Here is an 18,932-nt window from a genome sequence, read left to right as displayed (position 1 = left end):
GACGGCGATGACAGTGCCGACGGTGCCGACGGCGACGATGGTGCCGACGGCGACGATGGTGCCGACGGCGACGATGGTGCCGACGGCGACGATAGTGCCGACGGTGCCGACGGCGACGATAGTGCCGACGGCGATGACAGTGCCGACGGTGCCGACGGCGACGATAGTGCCGACGGTGCCGATGGCGACGGCGGTACCGACGACGGTATCCCCGGCTTCGGTCCGCTCGTCGCGCTCGTCGCGCTCGTCGCGGCCGCGCTGCTCGCGACACGTCGCAACGACTGAATAGCCCCGTTTGACCACCCGCATTCTCCGTTTTTTCGCGCCCGTAAGTGACCGGTGTGCGAGCGCGAGCAACTCACGACACCTCTGGCTACCAGAGTGAGCCCGACTCATAGTGATTACTGCGAATAGTTTCGCGGCGGATGTCGAAAGACGTCGGTTCAGAAGCTCTCGTCACCGACACGGATCGTCGCGGCGGTAAAGACTCGCAGTAATCACTATCAGTCGTGAAAGGAGTGTTCTGTGAGGCCGTGAAGGGGGACAACGCCAATCGGGGTGGCCGACGGTCCGAGCATCGTTCCGCTGTCGACGACGTGGACGGCGACCGCCGGACCGGCTGTCGAGCAGGTGCCGATCGACGCCGCGACCGACACACCAAGCGAGGCGACCCTATGACAAACTGCCCGATCCCGCCAACTGACTCTCTCACCGCCGTCGCGCTCGCCCTGTCAACTAGCGACGGCTCCGGGACGACGCCATGCCATCCCGAGTAAACGGCCACGGGCGCGGTGGCCCGTGGCTTTTGTAATTCCCTCAAATCACGGCGTGTGAAGCACTCCCTGCGAGGCGATCTCGTGGGATGAGGTTGGACGATTTACATCCACGCAACCAGAATCGGTGTTGTGGCGTCCCGACCCGACCCGGCGCACCCGCACTTCAGGCGGGGTTTTGCGAGGTCGGTAGTTATCCGCACTACGATGACTGCCATCGCCAGTCTCTGTCTTCGCAATCCATCGCACCGCCGCATTCACCGACGCATTCCGATCCGAATGATCCTGCTCCAGCGCACACGCATTATTCGAGCACATGAACCGCCCGCTGTTGCGAGTGCCGAGTTCTCCACAGCACGCACACCGCTGCGAATTATACTCAGAACCAACATGCGCAACCGGAGTCCCGTGTCGGTGAGCTTTGTACGTGACTTGTCGTTCGAACTCATGGAACGGGAGTTTGTGCAAGCGTCGGTTCATATAACTCCCGTACTCGATGTCGTTGCGAATACCTTCGAGCGACTCAAACACCACCACCGGCTTCGGGAACCATTGTACGTACTGTTCGATGGCTGTACTGAGCCGGTGGAGTGTCCACTCGGTGAAGTTCTCCACGTGACTTCCGATTCGGCGAACTTCGCTATGTTTGTCGTGTTCTTCGCAGCGGCGTTTGATGTCGTAGTACCGCTGACGTTTCTGCTTGACTTGCCCGTAATCGATGGTGAGTTGCGCGAGCGTGTCGCGCGACTCTCGGTCGAGAACGGTGGTGGTGATATTGCGTTCGTTGATGTCGATAGCGATGACGGACTCTGCATCCTCTGCAACATCTAGTTCGATTGGTTGTCGTATCGGGACGTGTAGGTAGTACACGCCTTCTCGATACACAACCTCAGCCCGACCCACTGCTAGCTCGCTGGACGAGTCAAGCGCGGTTTTGACGCGATCAAGATCCTCGTTTGCACCGCGAAGGAACCCACGAACCTTCTCTTGATACGGCTGCGTGCTGATACGATAGCCAACACGGTCGTCGTCACGAACGTGTAGTTCGTACCCTTCGCCGTGGTGCATAACGAGTGGGAATGCACCGAGAGAATTGGTCGCGGGGGGTTGTGGCTTCGGCAGCTTGCTTTGATCACTGCTGTTGTGCCACGTGTTGAGTGCGCTTTGGTAGGCGTCGTAGGCGTCGCAGGCTTTGCGGACGACGGCTTGTGCGCTGTTTTTGATGAATGATTTTTCTGTAGGCGTGACTGCGTCAACAATTTCGCCTTCAGAGTATTCGAGTTCTCGCATCGCCCACGCGTGATTAGCGAACGCTCGGGCGTCTATTCGGGCTTGTTTCAGACGCCAGCGTTCCCCGTCTTCGATATGAAGGCGGAAGCATAGCGTCTCAACAAGCTCACCCATCGTACACCTACTATATCATACGATTCCAAGTTAAAACCACCCACCAGTCACGTGGTTTGCTTAGTAAGCCGACGGCATTCACCCCCGGGAACGGTGGCCCGGGGCACTCTGCCTGCTATCTTTGTAGACTACGGTTTACGGCGGGGAAGATGTCACCAGCACGGCGGTAGATATATGACGGTAGCTACTGGTGGTAGATGTGTACCATGGTCCCAACGGTCAGGTCAATACGGCGGTCAAGATAACGGAGGTAGTGATGCGGCAGCTAAACACAACAGATCTTGAAGTCCTAACAGTGCTTGCAGAGGGTGGACGGAACGTCTCACCGAATATTGCCGTTGAGATTGATAAGAATCGGGCGTATCTCAACACGCGGGTGTTGATGTTGTTGGACTATGATCTTGTTACCCGAGTTGGGCCCTCAAAAAATAGTGGCCTATATGAGATTACTGAGAAAGGGCAGATTGTCGTCGAGTACCGAGATCAGTTCGACCCACAGGCGAAAAGTGAATTCACCGAGTTAATCGACGCGAAGTACGACGGGTAGCGAGGCTGACGACTAGCGGAAGCCCCCCCGCTTCGGAAGATCAACGACGCTCTCGCAACGCGAGCACGGGCACGCTGAGCCGCCGAATATCTCGCGTCAACGGGCGATCCGGTCGGTTTGGACGTTTCCGTGTCGGTCCGATCGGGTGCCTTTTTACGTGATACCGACGTGGCTATGGGATAGGTAGAAACGAACGACGGCGGGACCGCAGTCAATTGGTACCTGGCTCGGTCTTATCGCCGTCGAAATGGTTGTGGTGGGACGGCGTGGGAGTTGCCGTCTACCTGGACATACGGGGTCCGGGTACTAAGGCTTTCTCTCCCGCGCTCACCCCGATTCGCCCCCGCACGGGCCTACAAGAGCGCACGAATGCACGCAGGACACGACGACACCGGACGAATCGATGATGAACATGACGCTCCACCGCCGTCAAGAGACGTCGCTGGCGTAACCTACACCGATACTGCGAGCTTTGCGGCCGTTGACCTCCGGGATCCACCCCCGACCGCGTCGGCTCTTTGGCGCGCTCTCGTCGATCCCTGGAATGGGGCGGGACTAAGCCGCCCGCTCGTCGACGCGGTCCGCCAGCTCGTCGCGGGAGAGACAGAACCAGACGCACGGGCGGCCCTCCAAGAGACGGCCGGAGAGGACGCGCTCGACGGCGCGCTCGCGGATGTTCTCTTATCGCTCGCAGCAGACATGGACCGTAATTGGTTTTGGGATGCACTCGCGACGCTCCCGGCGCTCGGAGGCGGTCGACCCCTGGGGTTCCAGTCGCTCCCGGACTTGAGGCACAGATGCGGATCGCCCACGCGCTCCTCGTCGACCTCAACGACACGGAGGTCATGGCGGACAGATACCTCATGGTGGATCCGACCCTGTCGCGACCGACGGCCGCACAGCTTGCCGGTCGGTGTGTTCGCAAAAGGGTGGGTGGAAACCCGACCTTGGACACTCTCCCGTTCGACCGCCCGACGGAAAATTATGGAAATTACAAGGCTAAAATCTCGCCCTTCAGAGTGGAGAAGATGTCAAGTCCCGCCTAACGCGTCGCTAAGGAGTGTGAAAAACAGGTTTCCCGGCGAAAAGCAACGCCGAGAGGAACCCGACCTTGGACATCTTACTCTACTACGCGATTCTACTTAGATGTTAGGATACAATATCCACCCCCAATTGAAGAGGGAATGCTTTAGAGACAGCCCCGTCTACGTAGATGTAAGACCGAGCGACGCCAGGAGGAACCCGACCTTGGACAGTCTGGTTTTCTCCTTTCGACCGTCCGACCGTACGGGACGGGAGTGCGTGCCGGTCGCGAGCACGATATGAACGCCCGCTCCGACGCGCCAGCGACCGATCGCATAGACTCCGGCCATAACGCTCCGACGCCGTCGAGAGACGCCGCCGGTGTGACATATACCGATACTGCGAGCTTTGCGGCCGTTGACCTCCGGGATTCACCGGCGACCGCGTCGGCTCTTTGGCGTGCGCTCGTTGACCCGTGGGACGGCGCGGGACTAAGCCGCCCGCTCGTCACCGCAGTCCGCCAGCTCGTCACGGGAGAAACGCGACCCGACGCACGGGCGACCCTCCAGGAGACGGTCGGGGAGAACGCGCTCGACAGCGCGCTCGCGGACGTTCTCTTATCGCTCGCGACGCATACGGCTGGTGCTCAGTTTTGGGACGCACTCGCGACGCTCCCAGCGCTCGGGGGCGGTCGACCTCTGGGGTTCCGGTCAGACCTTGAGGACGCCCGCGCGGTGGCTCGGGTGCTTGAGGCGGTCGACGTGACGCCGACGGTTGCGATCTCCCTTCCTGACGGGTTCCGTGACCGGGATCGATCGACGCGGTCGGCATGGTGTCGACTCGTTGCCGCCCTGGGGCGCGGGGCGGACGTTCGACTTGTGTGCTCGCGGGTCGATCGGGCGTGGCTCGCCGAGTATCACCGCGACGACCTCCCCGGCGTTAGTGACGCCCGGAGTTCACGCCGTGACACCGCCCATCTCGCAGACGCTCGTGACGCGGTCGGAGTCGGCTCGCGGGAGGAACGGGTACTTACCACCCTTGCGGACACGGACACCGAGACGGCCGCCTACGCGCGCCTATACGCCGCGTTCTCTGTCGGGCGGTCGCGGGTCCGCCAAGTGCTCGCCAACCTCGCGGACGCTAGACTTGTCGAGCGGTACGGGTCTGACGGGGAGCGGCGGGTCGAGTTGACCGCGACCGGTCGCCAGTTTGTGACTGAGGAAATCGCCCGACAGAGCCGCCTTCCAGACGGCGTTAGCGAATCCGAACAATTCTACAACAATAGGCGTGTTATCCCGCGTACACACGAGGAGGGGGAAGACCGGGAGGACACCACCCCGCCGGACCGCCCCGACCGCCACCGACTCCAGACGCCGCACAAACGGCGGTACATGGACCGCTCAACGGCCGCCGCCACCCTTGGATCGGCGGTCGAAGGTGGGGTGAACCTCCTCAACTACCCGATCGACGCACAAGAGGACCGAGCGGAAGGACGCTGGTACGCTGAAGACGGCCGCCTCGTTGTTTCCGCCGAGGGTGATAACCCTATGTCGTTGTGGGTCACGCTGGCGTTAACGCTGGCATCGCCGAGGACGTTTGACCGGGTGCTTACTCAAAGTAAACTCGACGAGCACGGTGTCTTATCGATGCTTGAGGACGCGAGGACGATCCCGCGAGATATGCGACAAATCGGGTGGTTGGGGGAGGACGTGACCGATTACGACGACCTTCGGCGGGTGCTCCTCGACGCGGCGGCCGACCTTGAGGACCGGACAGGGGACCTCGCGGACGTTGACGACGACGAGAAACGGCTCGTGCTTCGGACAGAGATACTGAAAGAGGCGCTCGGGCTTGCCGGGTCCATGACCCACCTGCTTGACCTCGCGGATGTCGACCTCGTCCGACTCGTCCGACTCCCCGAGTTCTCTCGGCGGTTCGACGACGACCGGGCGGCCGCTCTGTGGAAAACGATCGCCGTTGGATCGACGATCGGGAGCCGGTACGGACACCACGCCGTATATCGCCAGTTGTTCGAGGACCGCGAAGGGAAGCGTCGCCAGGCGTTCGAGCCGACCGTCGACGCGGCGGACCCTGTCGCCCGTCCCGTGGGATCGTGGGTGCTCGCCGGCGACTTTGCGGGCCGGACGGGCACCGTCGCGGACGGAATTCGAGAGGCGTTCAACGGGTTCGATCCCCATGAGGACGCCCCGGAGATACAGCTACGCACCACGGTCCGAACGGAACCGACCCGTCGCCAGGTGACCGAGACGGCACGGCAGGTGCTCGACGCGAAAGACCTCCGAGTGACGCCCGAAGCGGTGTCGGTCCTTCACGGGCTGGCACGGACCCCGCTCGACGTGGCCGACGCGCTTCACGCTCTGGCGGGAGATAACGACAGCCGCCGAATCGACGCCGCCGAGGTACGGTACGCTCTGGGGACGTTAGACCCAAACCGCTTACTCCGGGGGTTTGACGGCCGAAAGACCACTCCTCGACGGCTCATATCTGCGTTACTCCAGGCCGACGCGCCGGTCCGGGGTGACGAGCTCGACGAGCTGGCGGACGTATCGACGCGGTCCCGTCGTGAGCACCTGGCGGACCTCGTCGCTGCAGGGCTCGTTGAGGAGACGAATGCGGGCTATCGGCTCCTCCTTTCGTTCGGTAACACCGACGGCGAGCACGGTGAGCGGTACACGGATCGGTGGCCGACGTGGGTTGCGGACCCGGCGGTGTCGCCGTCGATTCACGCTGCCGCAAAGACGCTTCAGGTCGGCCGCGAACACCACGGACCTGGTGACCCTGTCACATCGCCAGGATGGCCGTACACGGGTGTCACGGACCCGCCGGACCTTCGGGATCTCTCAACGCCTTGGCCGTGGCTCGATGCGGTCCTTCCGGCCTTGTGGGCTGTCGCGACGGCCGACGAGTATGCCGACGATCCGGGCGTCGTTCCGCCGTCGACGACGCGGACGGTGACCGCCGGGCCGACTGTCGATCAGGTACCGATCGACGGTGCGACCGACACACCGAGCAGGGCGACACCATGATGGGCCGCCCGACGCGGTCGGCGCGGGTGACACCCCGCCCGATCGTAGAAAGACCCCATGACGGACCCCGACAGTTGCGGGGCGACGACCCGCGACGGCGACCCGTGTCAACTCCCGGCCGGCTGGGGAACGGACACCGATGCCGGCCGGTGTAAGCTACATGGCGGCGCGACGCCGTCCGGTCCCGACCACCCAGCCTATACACACGGGCTGTATTCGGACGCGCTCCGGGAGGAGGACCGCGACCTCCTCGCGACGGTTGAAGGGGTCCGCCGGGAGCGGAAGCTCGCCGACACGCTCAACGTCGCGATCGTGAAGCTACACCGCGCCGCCGAAAGCGGCGAGGCGGACGGGAAGGCGATCCGGGATTGGATGGACACGATCCGGACGCTCGCGAAGGACCTCGACAAAGTGGCGGACGGGGAAACGATCCGGATGATCGACGACGACGACGATCCGGATCTTGACGCCCTGGAGGACATGGCTGAAGACCTATTCTAAACCGACCGGTAACCGTTCGGTAATAGAGCAACCTGGATTAGCCGGTAGAGCAAATCCGATCAGACACCGAGGGCCTCCTCGACAGCGTCGGCGCCGCCGGCCGGAACAGGGTGGCCGAAACGGAACTCCGACAGAATGACCGAAACGGAACCCGGCCGCGGAGGGGGTGCGATCAATCCGGTAGTGTATGTCCCTAAGTCGGTGTCCAAACCCACACTTTTGCCCCAATTACACCGCCTCCCCTCGACAGCGCCGCATATTGGGGCGGGAATTACTGGATCGGAACTCGACCGTGGGAGGGAGTGCGACCAATCCGGTAGTGTATGTCCCTAAGTCGGTGCCCAAACCTACACTTCCGCCGTCCATTCGAGCGCGTCGCGGAGCTCGTCAAAGAGGCATCTGTTGATGTCGTCGGCCTCGTCGCCGAGGAGGACCCCTGCGGGGGAGAGTTCCTCCGGGCGGCGGCGCGTTTTTTCGACCGGGTCCTCCGGGGACTGGAGCGTCGAGGGGTAGGGTAACGTCGATACGCCCGGCCTACACGGCGTCGTCGGTCATGCCGACATACTCCGGCCGATCTTTGCCTCGGTCGGCTCCCCGAGGTACGGCTCGATCGCGTCGTAATTTGACCACCCGCCGATCGACATCATGGTCCGAACGTCGGTCCCCTGTTCGACCATGTGGTACGTCGCCCAGCTCCTCCGGAGGTCGTGGCTAGATACCCTCGCCCAGCGCTCGCCCTCCTCGGCAAGCTGTCGGGCGGCCTCCCGAACCCACCGCCGGATTGAGGAGGTCGATACGGACACGATTGGGGCGTCGGGGTCGCGGTTGCGTTCGGAGACGAACCGCTGGATATTCTCGGCGACATCCTCAGGGACCCAGGCGTCGCGGGTCTTGCCCTCGCCGCCGGAGGTGTCCTTTCCCTGGACCTCAAGGAGCCAACACTCACCCGAGGACGACCACTGGAGGCGCTCGCGTGTCGGGTACGTGACCTCGTCGGCGCGGAGACCACACCGTCCCATGAGTTGTACGGCGACCTCCCGTTCCCAATCCTCGCGACGGGCGGCGGCCTCCAGTTTTTCCAGTTCGTCCTCGTACGGGTCGAGGATACATTTCGTGTAGGTCCCACTGTCGTCGGTAATCCTAACCATAGTCGCTTATGACAAGAAAAAGCGGCCATAAGTAAATGCTTAGATGTTCTAAACACCCCCATATCGATGTGTTCTCCGGGTGTTTGTGGCCGGGTTGTATGACAAGGCGCCTACGGGGACGCCACGAGACGCCGTCCTCAAGCTCATTCGGGTCGTCGCCGCGTTAGCTGATTCTAGGCGGTAAGCCCCCTTCCTCAAGGAGCAACGCAGGGTGTGAAGCGACCGAGTAGCGCAGTAGGGAGGGGATACACCGCCGTTATAGGGGTACAAGGAGAATACCTGCGGCTTCAGCCGCAGGATGAATCCGACAATTCTGAACCAATCCACGCAGGGATAGCCAGCCGGAGATTTGACAATCCGTAGCTTAAAATGACAGGCAGTCGTATATTTGGATAGGAATCAGACCGGAAACAGAGCGATTCCGATCAATCCTACGATGGCGGCCTGTCCGCCCCAAGCAATGAGACAATAATCAGAACCAGTCAGGTGAACGGTCGGTTCTTATAATGAATCGATGCAGTGCCCGACTGCTGTACGCACCACAGAAGTAACTCCAAGTCCGTTGAAATCTGCCGGACTCCCCGAGGCAAAAACAACTCCGGGAGTCCCTATATGATAGAGGATAGGAGTACCGGGGGCTTGGCACTCCCAGCAGTCCCACCCGCCACAGTCCGTGAACCTCACACGGATTCTCACCGTTTGGGGTTCGGTGAGACTGCAAACCTGAAATCTCCAACGCTCAGGATTCCTCCGCGTTTACGCGGAGGAGGATGTCAACACCCAAACACTACTGTATGTTAAGCATATATTCAATAGCAGCTACTAACCCAGAGACGCCACCCGCCACGATCATGGTCGTCGTTGACGTCGTCCCCCCGCCCTGGAGGTTGTCGAGGATGCCTATATGTCCACTTGGGATCGGAGGAGGCGTAGGCTACGTGGTAGAGATCGCCGAGCCCTACGGGTAGCACTACGTTGCTACTACGTCCCTCCCTACGTGATCACTACCTAATTCAAGGAGAGAGTCCCGCCGTTTACGGCGGGCGTGAATCCGACACTACATTTCACAAACCACGTTCGATGCTTACTCCGGGGTATCTTCCCTGACTTTCTTCTCGCCTTCGAGGAGCAACCCCTTCCACGTCAACCCACGGTGCTTCTTCAGTCCCTTCAATCGCTCGTACTGTTCGTCGTCATCGAACTCGATGCGAACTTCGACCATATAGTAACACACAAACCACATCTTTATGTGTGTTCCGGTGAAACCAGTAGTTGATGAGGCGAGCCAACACGTTCGAGGTGATTCCGCAGTCCGAGGAGGACGAGGAGTTGCTTCGACGCCTGTTGGACGCTTCTGCCGCTCTCTGGAACGAAATTAACTACGAACGCCGCGAGAACTATGCCGATCCCGACGCCGACGTATGGGACATCAGCGAGTATCGCGGTCGCTATGGCGGAACACTCGGAGCATCCACGGTTCAGCAAATCGAACGGAAGAACCGCGAGGCGTGGAGGTCGTTCTTCAGCCTCAAAAAGAAAGGCAAAGCAAACGGCAAACCCGGATTTTGGGGCAACGCAGACGAAGGCCGAGAACTTCGCACGTACATCCGCAACACGTCGTACTCGGTCGAGTGGGGCGAATACTCCCGCCTTGAAATCCTCGTCGGCAAAGACCTAAAAGACGAGTACGGACTGGGACACCGTGAACGCCTCCGACTCGAAGTTCGAGGCGACCCCAACTGGCAGGAGTACGAGAAGCAGGGTCGGTTGGAGTTGTTCTACGACGAGCAAGCACAATCGTTCAGGGCCTTTCAGCCAGTCACAATTAGTGAAAATCATTCTCGACTGGCACAACCACTGGCTTCGGAAGAAGCCGCTCTGGACATCGGTGCGAACAACCTCGTCGCCTGCACAACCACGACCGGCCAGCAACTTCTGTACGAAGGACGTGACCTGTTCGATAGGTTCCGTGAAACAACGCGAGAGATCGCACGGCTCCAATCGCTCTTGGAGGAAGGTCGATACAGTAGCCACCGCATCCGACGCCTGTACGACCAACGAACCAAGCGACGTGACCACGCCCAAGACGCGCTTGCCCGCGACCTCATCGAACGCCTGTACGACGAAGGCATTTCAACAGTGTACATCGGGGCACTGACGGACGTTCTTGAGACGCACTGGTCCGTTGAGACGAACGCGAAGACGCACAATTTCTGGGCGTTTAGAGCGTTCGTGAAGCGACTGGCGTGTACCGGTGAAGAATACGGCATATCGGTGGAGGTACGGTCTGAAGCGTGGACGAGTCAGGAGTGTCCGAACTGCGGTTCGACGGAGGACACGACGCGTCACCGTGACACGCTGACGTGTCCGTGTGGATTCGAGGGACACGCCGACCTCACAGCGTCAGAGACATTCCTTCGGCGGCAGACGACGGTAACACGGTCGATGGCACGGCCTGTATGCCTCAAGTGGGACGACCATGACTGGTCAGAGTCACCACGCTCAGTTCCCAACGAGGAGCATACGAACCCGCAAGTTGCCTCCGTGGATCAGTAAGCGATACCCCCAGCGTGAGGAAACCTCGCCGTTCACGGCGAGGAGGATGTCATATCCGGGTACGGGAAGTCTAAGGTAGCACCCAATCGCCGGGCTGCCCCAGACAGAGCGAGCCGGGCCCGTTGAGGATGTGCGGTCACCCACCGCCGAGAAACGTGTAGTCGCTGCTCTCGTTCGTTGCATGTGCTCCCTTGCGCCCTCCTGTGTGCCCACCAAGTGGCACCCAAGGAGGTGACCAAGCGCGAGCCAAGGCGTTGGCCAACAAACAGGCGATCACTTGGGGCAAGGCTTGGTGGGGGTCGCTCGGTTGGTGTCGGTCCTGATAGTCTCATTCAACACCGATCGACGGCTCACAACTCGGCGGTAGTCCTCCCGGCTAAGTGGAGTTGTCCGGGGGAGGACTCCTGCCTTCGACTCCCCGTGATCGCCACGCCGGAGAACGTCGGGCGGACGCCGAGGGAACGTCGAGGCAACGCCGGGCGGGGGGCCGGCCGAGGGGCCGACCGACGGTGGCCCGACGTGGGGAGTCCCCACATTTGGGAATACTCTCACTGACAGTGGTCAGTTGGTTCGGCTGGAGGTGGACGCTCGGTGTGCCTTGTCTATCCGGATGGGGCGGCCTGACCCTTGCGAGAGTTGGGATGAATAGGTGTAATACTACCCTTAGTTGCAGCAGTCCCTACGGGGGCATATGGCTGGGACATATACAGTCTGAAAATGGGGGTGTAGAAGGGGGTTCTTTACCGGTTTTTGGGGGGGTGTAGAAGGGGTTCGGAAGGGGGTTCGAAAGGGGTTTTGAAACCCAAGAGTCGGACAAGAAGTGGGCAGAATCGTCCTTGATTGAATCGACCGGTAACGTTCGATACACCGACGGTCCAACACGTTCGGATAACTATAATTCGGCTATCCCGGCACAAGTGTTGGTTAACCAATCAGTGCGTGACGTCTGTCTGACTTAATGTTAAGATTAAGGCTAACTTTAGCTCTGAATGAACATGGCAGACCAGTTCACTGCGGTACTCGACGATGTCGAGGAGTCCCACGCTCGGTATGCCGAGCAGTTGGGTCTCGTCGAGGGGCGCACACCGTTCGCGGCGGAGTCGCTTCCCGACACCCGCGTCGCGGTCCGGGTCAACGAGGAACTCCTTCAGGAAGTCGCGTCGCACATCCTCACTCGCGCCGGGCACGTCTCGGTGATCGACAAGCGTGGGGCGGGCAAGACTCACTTCCGAGAACTTGTGTATGACGCGCTAAGCGAGGGCCCCCGCAGCGACGAGTTCGCCATCGCCCGCATCCGCGAGGTCGAGAGCATCACCACGCGCCGGCTCTACACCCGGTTACTGGACGGACTTTCCGAATACGACACCTTGGACGTTCCCGAAACCTACCCACGGGCAACCGATGAGGTTCGGCAGGTGGTCGAGGGAGTCGCCGAACAGTTGGAGGCAGCAGATCTCACGTGCATCGTCCAAGTGGACCAGCTTGAGGATGCCGCCCGGAACACCCGTACCTTCGAGCAGCTGCTCGCTGGGCTCCAGAGCATCGGCGATCTCGGCGAGACTGGCCCGGCGTTCATTCTCTTTCTGTTTGGTACGCCAGAGGCAGCTGACCGGATTGACGAACTGCGCCAGACCCTCTCGTCGAGACTGGTCGCGAAGAACCGCTCGCTCGAACGATTCGGGTTCGCTGAGGCCGAGGAGCTGATCGCCCGGTGGCTGGCGTGGGCCCGAAACGAGGAGTACAAAGAAGGGTATCTCTCCGACCCGTACTCAGCGCCAGCTATCCGGACGATCGTCGAACGCTCGGATGGGACGCCCCGCTCGGTGCGCCAGCAGTGCTACCACGCTTACCGCGCCGGGGCTCGACAGTTTGCCGGCGACCAGGGCGTTGAGATCACTGATGAGACGATCAAGAAATACGCCTAAGCTTAATCTTAAGATTAAATCAATGAGCGAAAACCCAATGTCGGATGCTTTCGATACAGCGGAGGAAGAACAGAGCGGAAAGGCCGGTGTTAATTCCGGGGTAAACTTCGACGCAGAGCAGTACCTAGAGGCACTAAACAGCGACGGTGCACCGAAAGAGAAGACGGTCGGCATCGCGGTGACGCCGGAGATGCACGCCTTCTACCATGAGCTCCAGAACGCCGACGAGATCGAAGTGAACCCAGCACAATCGATTCGAGATCACTTGGAGAAGCTAGCACATCGGCACCCGGAGGTGTTCGAGAAAGCGATGCGGAAACTCGAAATCGAGCGCGAGTTTTGAGGGAGAGCGACGCATCTGGAGACGTTTATTTTCACCGACCGATTAAAAGACGAAACTGGGTGATCGAACCGCGCTATTCAGGTGTCGTCGCGAGTTGCGAGCAGCGCGGCCGCGACGAGCGCGACGAGCGCGACGAGCGGGCCGAAGCCCGGGATACCGTCATCGGTACCGCCCTCTCCGCTGTTGTCGCCGTCGCTGCCGGTGCCGTCAGCATTGTCCTCGCCACCGTCACCGTCACCGCCGTCGCCACTGGTGCCCTCGGTGCCGTCCTCTCCGCTGTCACTGTCATCGCCGTCGGTGCCGTTAGTGCTGTCGTCGTCGGCGGTCACGGTCAGCGTCCCCGTCTGGCTGTCGTCGGGGCTGTAGACGCCGAACTCGTACTCGTCGGCATCGAGCTCGGACGTGCCGACCTCGCTGAACTCGACGGCCGTGGTCTTGCCACTTCCGAGCGACACCCCCTGGGTCGCGACGGTGTCGTCGCCGATCCGGAGTTCCACGTCCTTCGTCTCGTCGTAGGTGCCGTCGGCCTCGATCGTCGCGGAGACGGTTATCGTCTCGCCCTGCGTCACCTCGATCTCCTGCGGTTGGAGATCGGAGATGAGATAGTCGGATCCGAGGGCGCCACCGCCACCACCGCCACCACCGCCACCACCACCGCCACCACCACCGCCACCACCACCGCCACCTGAGCCGCCTGTTGATGATTGTGTCGACTCCTCGATGGTGAACGACGAAGAGCGTTTCTGGGTGTTCCCGGCAGCGTCGGAAACGGAGAGTGTAACGGTATGTGTCCCCGGTTCAAGCGTCGGTGTGCCGATGACCTCTGATGTCGAGGCCTCGAATCCACTCGACGCGGTTGTTCCATCGATGGAGACGGTCACCGATGCGGGATCGATGCCCGCGAAATCGTCACTGAACGAGGCCGATACGGTAGGCGTCGTGTCGGTCGTCGAGGAACCGTCGGTCGGCGTCACCGACCCGAATGTCGGGGCAGTTTCGTCTACCTCGCCGGTGATGGAAAACGTCGAGAAGTGACTCGTTTGCAGGCTGTAGACGATCGTTTCACCTTGCTCTGTTTGCTCGACTCCGGTGGTCCGGTTCCACGCGGTTCCGTTGTAGATCCAAAATGAGATTGTGCTCGGGCGGACGTATTTTTCGGCGAGCGTCGATTTCGAAACAGTGACATTGACGGTTGCGTTCTCGATTGCCTCGTTCGAAACCTCTGTCTCGACCTGGGGGAACGAGAGTGCAGTATCGTTTGGCGGTTGTAGTGCGGTCGGATTCTGTCGGGATGCACCCACGGTTACATTCTGACCGCCGATGTCGGTGGTGGTGTTGATTGTGACCGACTCGATGTTCGAATTTGTTGGTGTCGCTCGATAGGCGGTTCCCTGATCGTGGACTAGTGTCGCATTTCGGCCGACACGGTACGTTGCCGTCGTTTCTTGGGTGTTTCCGGCGCGGTCGGTAGCCACGATCAATATGGTATGCTCGCCGAGCGCCGGGGCCGCGGCGAACGATCCATCCCAGGTGTCTGAATTGTTGGTCAACTGTGCGCCGCCGGCCGTCACTGACGCGATGGCTGTCCGTGAGTCGCTGGCTGATACCGACACTGGTACTTTCTGTTCGGGGCGGAGTCCCGTCTGCGGTGTGAGTGCGGCGTCATTGATGCTTGGTGCTCCGGTATCGACGATAACTGTCCGGCTCATCACCGGTCCCACGTTCCCGGCCTCGTCGGTCGCTCGAATCGAGAAGCGGTGGGTTCCGTCGCTGAGTTCGGTAACGTTCCGATACCAAGTCGTCCCGCGCACATTCCCCGTCGTCCACGTACTGCCATCAGTCTGGACGTCGACGCTTGCTACGCCCGTCACAGTATCAGTGGCCTCGCCGGTCGCGTTGACGAACGTGTCGTTCTGGATGGCCGTCTCGACCGGCCTCTCGATGGTCACGCTCGCGTTGGTCAAGTCAACGGTCACTCTGTCTGTCGCCACCTCGATGGCGTGCCCACGTGTATCAGTAATGTTGATCGGGAGCGTCGTGGTCCCCTCGGTGGCGTTCGCTGCGTCGACGGTAACTGTGCCGTTGAACCAGTCGCCGGTTGACGCCGGAAGAGTCACCATTCCCGCGCCCAACGCCGACGCGTCGACAGTCACGTTCTCGATTCCGCTCTCGTCACGCGTCTCGATTGCGAGGGTGACGGTGTCGGCCCGCCCAACGATTGTGTTACCTCCCGGAACAGTCGTCGTGACGTTTGCCACGATCGGGGGGCGCTGGTCACTGGCAGTTGCGGTCAGCGTGCGATTGACTGTTGGCCTATCGGAGACGTTGTGTGTCACCTCTAGGTATCCTGTCTTGGTACCAACTGTCTGGACGGTGCTGTTCACTGCGATGGTCGTCGTGGTGCCCGGGGAAACGGTGGTCGGCAGCGTATCGCTCCTCGCTCCGATTGTGAATACACTTGCGTTCGGTCCGTGAATCGTCGTTCCCGTGACGTTTAGTGCCGCTGAACCGTTGTTTTCGATTGTTACCGGAGCGTTGGTTTGCCCGTTTCGGAGCGTCACCGTCCCGAAGTCGACAGTGCCCGCGGGTGCTACGTTGATGTCGGGAGCGACCGTTTCCCCGGTGAGCGAGACGGTCGTCGGTGTTGTGGTTCCGTTATGGTTGATACTGAGTGTCGCAGTCTGGGCCCCCCGCGTCGAACCGTTGAACTCGATGGTGAGTGTTCTGCGCTCGTCAATTCGGACCGTTCCAGGGTCTCCGCCCGCGGTGACGGCGAAGGCATTCGGATTGGCGCCCGTGATGCTGGTACTCGTGATGTTCAGCGTGCGACCCCCATTGTTGCCCAGCGTAACGGTGGCAGTCTCGTTTCTGAGACGGTTCACTTGGCCGAAGTCCGCTTCGGTCGTATCGACAGTTGCCCTAGGTGGCTGGGTCTGGATCGCGCCGGTCGCGTCCACGAGGCCATGGCCATAGGTCATATCCGGTTCTGTTCCGTTTACGTCGACGGCGGTCCCGATCAGCGCCGATTCGACGTCGGTGGGGCCCAGGCTCTCAGTGACGTCGAGCAGGAGGGCGGCGACGCCGGCGGCGTGCGGTGCGGCGGCGGAGGTGCCGTAGAAGGCCTTCTCGTACGCGCTGGTGGTGACGCCGTCCGGTGCGACGAGATCTGGCTTTCGTCGGCCGTCGATGGTCGGCCCTCTTGAGGAAAATGGTTCGATAATCGTATTCCCATAGTAGACGGCACCGACCGTCAGGGCGTCCTTTCCAACGCCCGGATTCGTGACCGACCGCTGGGCGGTCCAGTGCTCGGGCGTCACGTCTCCATTGAACCAGATGTCGAAGTTGGCGGTTCCGTCCGCATCGACACGTCGTATCGCCAGGTGGAGTGGGCCTGTAACCGATGTGTTTCGGTATCTCTCGATGGGTGGCGCAATTGAACCGTCCTGGGTATTTCCTGAACCACCGATCAAGTCCCCGTTATCATTGTAGACGTAGAGGTCGTAGTCATCGGTTTGTGCGGTCCAGTCGTTCCAGTTCACCCAGACGTCAGCTTCGTTGCCATTAGAGAGTGTGAGTGTCTCGTCGTTCGCCGTGAAGTTCAGCCAACCGTTCTTGTCGGGATCCGACCAGGTGCCGTTCCAGTGGCCCCTGTTGGCCGCATTCCCCGCGGAGTTCACCCAGAGCGTCCCACTCTCGCGGAGCCGGGTTATCTCCTGATTCATCTCGCTCGTCCCGTCGAGCGGCCCGACACCGTAGTAGGTCATCGACATCACGACCACGTCGGCTGAGGTGCTCTCCTGGACATAGTTGACCGCCTCGTACCACTCGACGAGCGACGAGGCCCGCAATGTCACAAGCGAGGCGTTCGGAGCCGTATCGGCGACGAGTTCTGCAACTGCCGTGCCGTGGCGTCCACTCGTTCCGTTGCCGATGCCCCGACCTGTGAAGTCGCGGTGGTCGACAACCTGGTCGCCGATCTCGGGATTCTGCAGATTGAACCCGTCGAGGTCGATGACGGCGACGGTCACGTTCTCGCCAGTGACGTTCCTGTCGTGGGCCCAGGTCGCGTTCATCGTTGAGAGTCCCTCGCTCGTCACAGCAGAGGAGGTGGCTCGGCGCGGCAGTCGGACGAACTGAATGGCGGGAGAACCGGCCACGCTCTCGACAGCTGCCGCGGGGAGTCGCACCTGGACGTAGTCGTCGTGGCTAGCGGTCACCTGCCCACTAGCCGCGGTGACTACCTTGCGAGCCTGTTCGCTCTTTCCAGCCCTCGCTTGAACGACCACCTCGACGATATCGGAGGCCCCGTCCGTCGCGCTCGCTCCGTCGGTCGACCCACCGCTTTGATTGTTGGCGAGTTGAGCGGCGAGCGCACTGGAGACCTTTGAGGTGCCGTTCGAGACGCTCAAGTTCGGAGTCACATTCTGGTCCGCCAGCCTGCGAGATGCTCTATTCTGCATCGATCGGGTGATGTCGCCCTCGTCAGGCTGGGTGGCGGCCTGATCGTGAACCTGTCCCTCGATCTGCGCCGGCCGTGTTTCGGTTGCGGGCGCAGGCGCGACTGTGCTCGCAGTCGCGAGACCGGACCCGAGCACTAGCGCCACGAGCAGGACGGCGAGAATTTGCCGGTCACGCATCGGTGCTCACCCCCGATGCCCCGTCTGCCGTGCCCGTTCGCGGTGGTCGGACGTATCTGACGCCATCCTCCTGCGCCAGCGCGGGTAGGTCCGAGACACGGGCGCGCGCCTGAATCAAATGGTCGTGATGAGCGGTGACTGTCAGATCGTAGCCTGTCGGTAGATTCCCGCCGTCGGTCAGGACCATAACCACATCGACGCGCCCGTCGGCATACATGAGATCGTGCGTCGCGGCGTAGTCCGTGCGGTTCTCGGCCTGGTACAGTCCAACTAGAGTGTCGTCGAGTGCATCAGGAATAGTGGTCGACCGGGTCGGTGTCTCGGTTCCGGTGGTGTCCGCACTTGGCGTGTCGGTACACCCCGCGATGCCGACCGCCAGAATTCCCCCCGTCCAGGCGAGGAGCGAGCGGCGGTCGGTCACTGACTGACCGCTTCCCCACCCCATCCCACTGTGTCCGCCCATGCTATATTTGCATTATGGAAGTTGCAAGGCTAAAATCCCGCCCTTCAGGGCCAAAATTTGTAGCTGATCGTATTTTGTCGATCGACGGGAAGGAGAACTGAGAAAGCGGATCCTATTTATGACGGATTTACAAAGATCGGAGCCTGTCATAGAAAACGTCACGTACGAAGCAGCAGGGTGCGGAAAGTGTGTCCAGCACAACCGCAACCCTGCAAGATGTAGCTTCGGTAGACGACTTTTTGAATGTCGCGGCCACCGAGACAGTTCCGCTGTTTGAGCATCTGGACTTCGAGTTTCTGCTTGAGTACGATGTGTTCGCCCCCTCGAAGCGGGGGCGAACACGAGTTCACGAACCACCAGACCTCTTTTGCGGCTTTCTGCACTGCTACTACGAGAACGTCTACGGTACTCGTCCAGTTACACGAGAACTCCAGCACAGCCTTGTCTGGTACTACTACGGACTCGACAAACCGCCATCCAGAGACACTGTTGACCGGTTTCTCACCGATCTCGAACACGTCGTTGACGATGTCTTCGACAGACTCGTCGAGCAGGCCGCCGCCCG

General features: G+C 60.9%; 13 protein-coding genes and 1 pseudogene. 9 read left to right on the top strand and 5 right to left on the bottom strand.

The features are described from left to right. The first annotated feature begins 207 nt into the window (after positions 1 to 207). The gene (locus N5096_RS16590; RefSeq protein WP_379790560.1) at positions 208 to 285 is read left to right on the top strand and encodes a PGF-CTERM sorting domain-containing protein; all 78 of its coding nucleotides are present in this window, start codon (positions 208 to 210) and stop codon (positions 283 to 285) included. A 536-nt stretch (positions 286 to 821) separates the two neighbouring features. Here the strand turns inward: N5096_RS16590 and N5096_RS15200 are convergent. Then, positions 822 to 2,177: a transposase gene (locus N5096_RS15200; RefSeq protein ID WP_267665647.1), complete on the bottom strand. Its 1,356-nt coding sequence runs from the start codon at positions 2,175 to 2,177 to the stop codon at positions 822 to 824. Between the two features lie 199 nt (positions 2,178 to 2,376). Between N5096_RS15200 and N5096_RS15195 the strand changes: the two genes are divergently transcribed. The 4 genes from N5096_RS15195 to N5096_RS15180 all read left to right on the top strand — a co-directional run bounded on the left by N5096_RS15195 (position 2,377) and on the right by N5096_RS15180 (position 7,295). Continuing rightward, positions 2,377 to 2,724: an ArsR family transcriptional regulator gene (locus N5096_RS15195; protein WP_267665646.1), complete on the top strand. Its 348-nt coding sequence runs from the start codon at positions 2,377 to 2,379 to the stop codon at positions 2,722 to 2,724. A gap of 797 nt (positions 2,725 to 3,521) precedes the next feature. Next, positions 3,522 to 3,770, top strand: coding sequence for a hypothetical protein (locus N5096_RS15190; protein ID WP_267665645.1), 249 nt, complete (start codon positions 3,522 to 3,524; stop codon positions 3,768 to 3,770). Positions 3,771 to 4,046: 276 nt separating this feature from the next. Then, a complete protein-coding gene (locus N5096_RS15185; RefSeq protein ID WP_267665644.1) occupies positions 4,047 to 6,794 on the top strand; it encodes a hypothetical protein in 2,748 nt (915 codons plus the stop codon). Positions 6,795 to 6,851: 57 nt separating this feature from the next. Next, on the top strand, positions 6,852 to 7,295 hold the full coding sequence (locus N5096_RS15180; protein WP_267665643.1) for an HGGxSTG domain-containing protein: 444 nt from the start codon (positions 6,852 to 6,854) through the stop codon (positions 7,293 to 7,295). Positions 7,296 to 7,846: 551 nt separating this feature from the next. Here N5096_RS15180 and N5096_RS15175 read toward each other — a convergent pair. Both N5096_RS15175 and N5096_RS15170 read right to left on the bottom strand, forming a co-directional pair. Beyond that, positions 7,847 to 8,443, bottom strand: a complete 597-nt coding sequence (locus tag N5096_RS15175) for a site-specific integrase (protein WP_267665642.1) — start codon at positions 8,441 to 8,443, stop codon at positions 7,847 to 7,849. Positions 8,444 to 9,527: 1,084 nt separating this feature from the next. Further along, positions 9,528 to 9,665 (bottom strand): hypothetical protein, encoded by a 138-nt coding sequence (locus N5096_RS15170; protein ID WP_267665641.1) that lies wholly within the window; start codon positions 9,663 to 9,665, stop codon positions 9,528 to 9,530. A 53-nt stretch (positions 9,666 to 9,718) separates the two neighbouring features. On the opposite strand from N5096_RS15170, the gene N5096_RS15165 reads away from it, so the two are divergent. From N5096_RS15165 to N5096_RS15155, 3 genes are all read left to right on the top strand, one after another. Then, positions 9,719 to 10,999 (top strand): RNA-guided endonuclease InsQ/TnpB family protein, encoded by a 1,281-nt coding sequence (locus N5096_RS15165; RefSeq protein ID WP_267665640.1) that lies wholly within the window; start codon positions 9,719 to 9,721, stop codon positions 10,997 to 10,999. Positions 11,000 to 11,994: 995 nt separating this feature from the next. Next, the gene (locus tag N5096_RS15160) at positions 11,995 to 12,924 is read left to right on the top strand and encodes a hypothetical protein (protein WP_267665639.1); all 930 of its coding nucleotides are present in this window, start codon (positions 11,995 to 11,997) and stop codon (positions 12,922 to 12,924) included. 22 nt (positions 12,925 to 12,946) lie between these two features. Next, on the top strand, positions 12,947 to 13,267 hold the full coding sequence (locus N5096_RS15155; protein ID WP_267665638.1) for a hypothetical protein: 321 nt from the start codon (positions 12,947 to 12,949) through the stop codon (positions 13,265 to 13,267). A 77-nt stretch (positions 13,268 to 13,344) separates the two neighbouring features. On the opposite strand, the gene N5096_RS15150 is transcribed toward N5096_RS15155, so the two are convergent. Both N5096_RS15150 and N5096_RS15145 read right to left on the bottom strand, forming a co-directional pair. Continuing rightward, positions 13,345 to 17,904, bottom strand: coding sequence for a S8 family serine peptidase (locus N5096_RS15150; RefSeq protein ID WP_267665637.1), 4,560 nt, complete (start codon positions 17,902 to 17,904; stop codon positions 13,345 to 13,347). Beyond that, the gene (locus N5096_RS15145) at positions 17,897 to 18,325 is read right to left on the bottom strand and encodes a hypothetical protein (RefSeq protein ID WP_267665636.1); all 429 of its coding nucleotides are present in this window, start codon (positions 18,323 to 18,325) and stop codon (positions 17,897 to 17,899) included. The genes N5096_RS15150 and N5096_RS15145 overlap by 8 nt, the downstream gene beginning before the upstream one ends. A gap of 230 nt (positions 18,326 to 18,555) precedes the next feature. On the opposite strand from N5096_RS15145, the pseudogene N5096_RS15140 reads away from it, so the two are divergent. Beyond that, positions 18,556 to 18,932, top strand: a pseudogene (locus tag N5096_RS15140) (IS5/IS1182 family transposase); the annotation flags it as partial.

Source organism: Halorubrum yunnanense (assembly GCF_026586675.1).
Classification (GTDB): Archaea; Halobacteriota; Halobacteria; order Halobacteriales; family Haloferacaceae; genus Halorubrum; species Halorubrum yunnanense.
The sequence above is the reverse complement of the archived record's forward strand: the minus strand, read 5'-3'. Positions and strand labels throughout refer to the sequence as shown.

Coding starts and splice junctions, on each gene's coding strand:
- N5096_RS15185 (WP_267665644.1), top strand. CDS start 4,047: ATGAACGCCCGCTCCGACGCGCCAGCGACCGATCGCATAGACTCCGGC.
- N5096_RS15165 (WP_267665640.1), top strand. CDS start 9,719: ATGAGGCGAGCCAACACGTTCGAGGTGATTCCGCAGTCCGAGGAGGAC.
- N5096_RS15180 (WP_267665643.1), top strand. CDS start 6,852: ATGACGGACCCCGACAGTTGCGGGGCGACGACCCGCGACGGCGACCCG.
- N5096_RS15150 (WP_267665637.1), bottom strand. CDS start 17,904: ATGCGTGACCGGCAAATTCTCGCCGTCCTGCTCGTGGCGCTAGTGCTC.
- N5096_RS15200 (WP_267665647.1), bottom strand. CDS start 2,177: ATGGGTGAGCTTGTTGAGACGCTATGCTTCCGCCTTCATATCGAAGAC.
- N5096_RS15155 (WP_267665638.1), top strand. CDS start 12,947: ATGAGCGAAAACCCAATGTCGGATGCTTTCGATACAGCGGAGGAAGAA.
- N5096_RS15175 (WP_267665642.1), bottom strand. CDS start 8,443: ATGGTTAGGATTACCGACGACAGTGGGACCTACACGAAATGTATCCTC.
- N5096_RS15160 (WP_267665639.1), top strand. CDS start 11,995: ATGGCAGACCAGTTCACTGCGGTACTCGACGATGTCGAGGAGTCCCAC.
- N5096_RS15190 (WP_267665645.1), top strand. CDS start 3,522: ATGCGGATCGCCCACGCGCTCCTCGTCGACCTCAACGACACGGAGGTC.
- N5096_RS15170 (WP_267665641.1), bottom strand. CDS start 9,665: ATGGTCGAAGTTCGCATCGAGTTCGATGACGACGAACAGTACGAGCGA.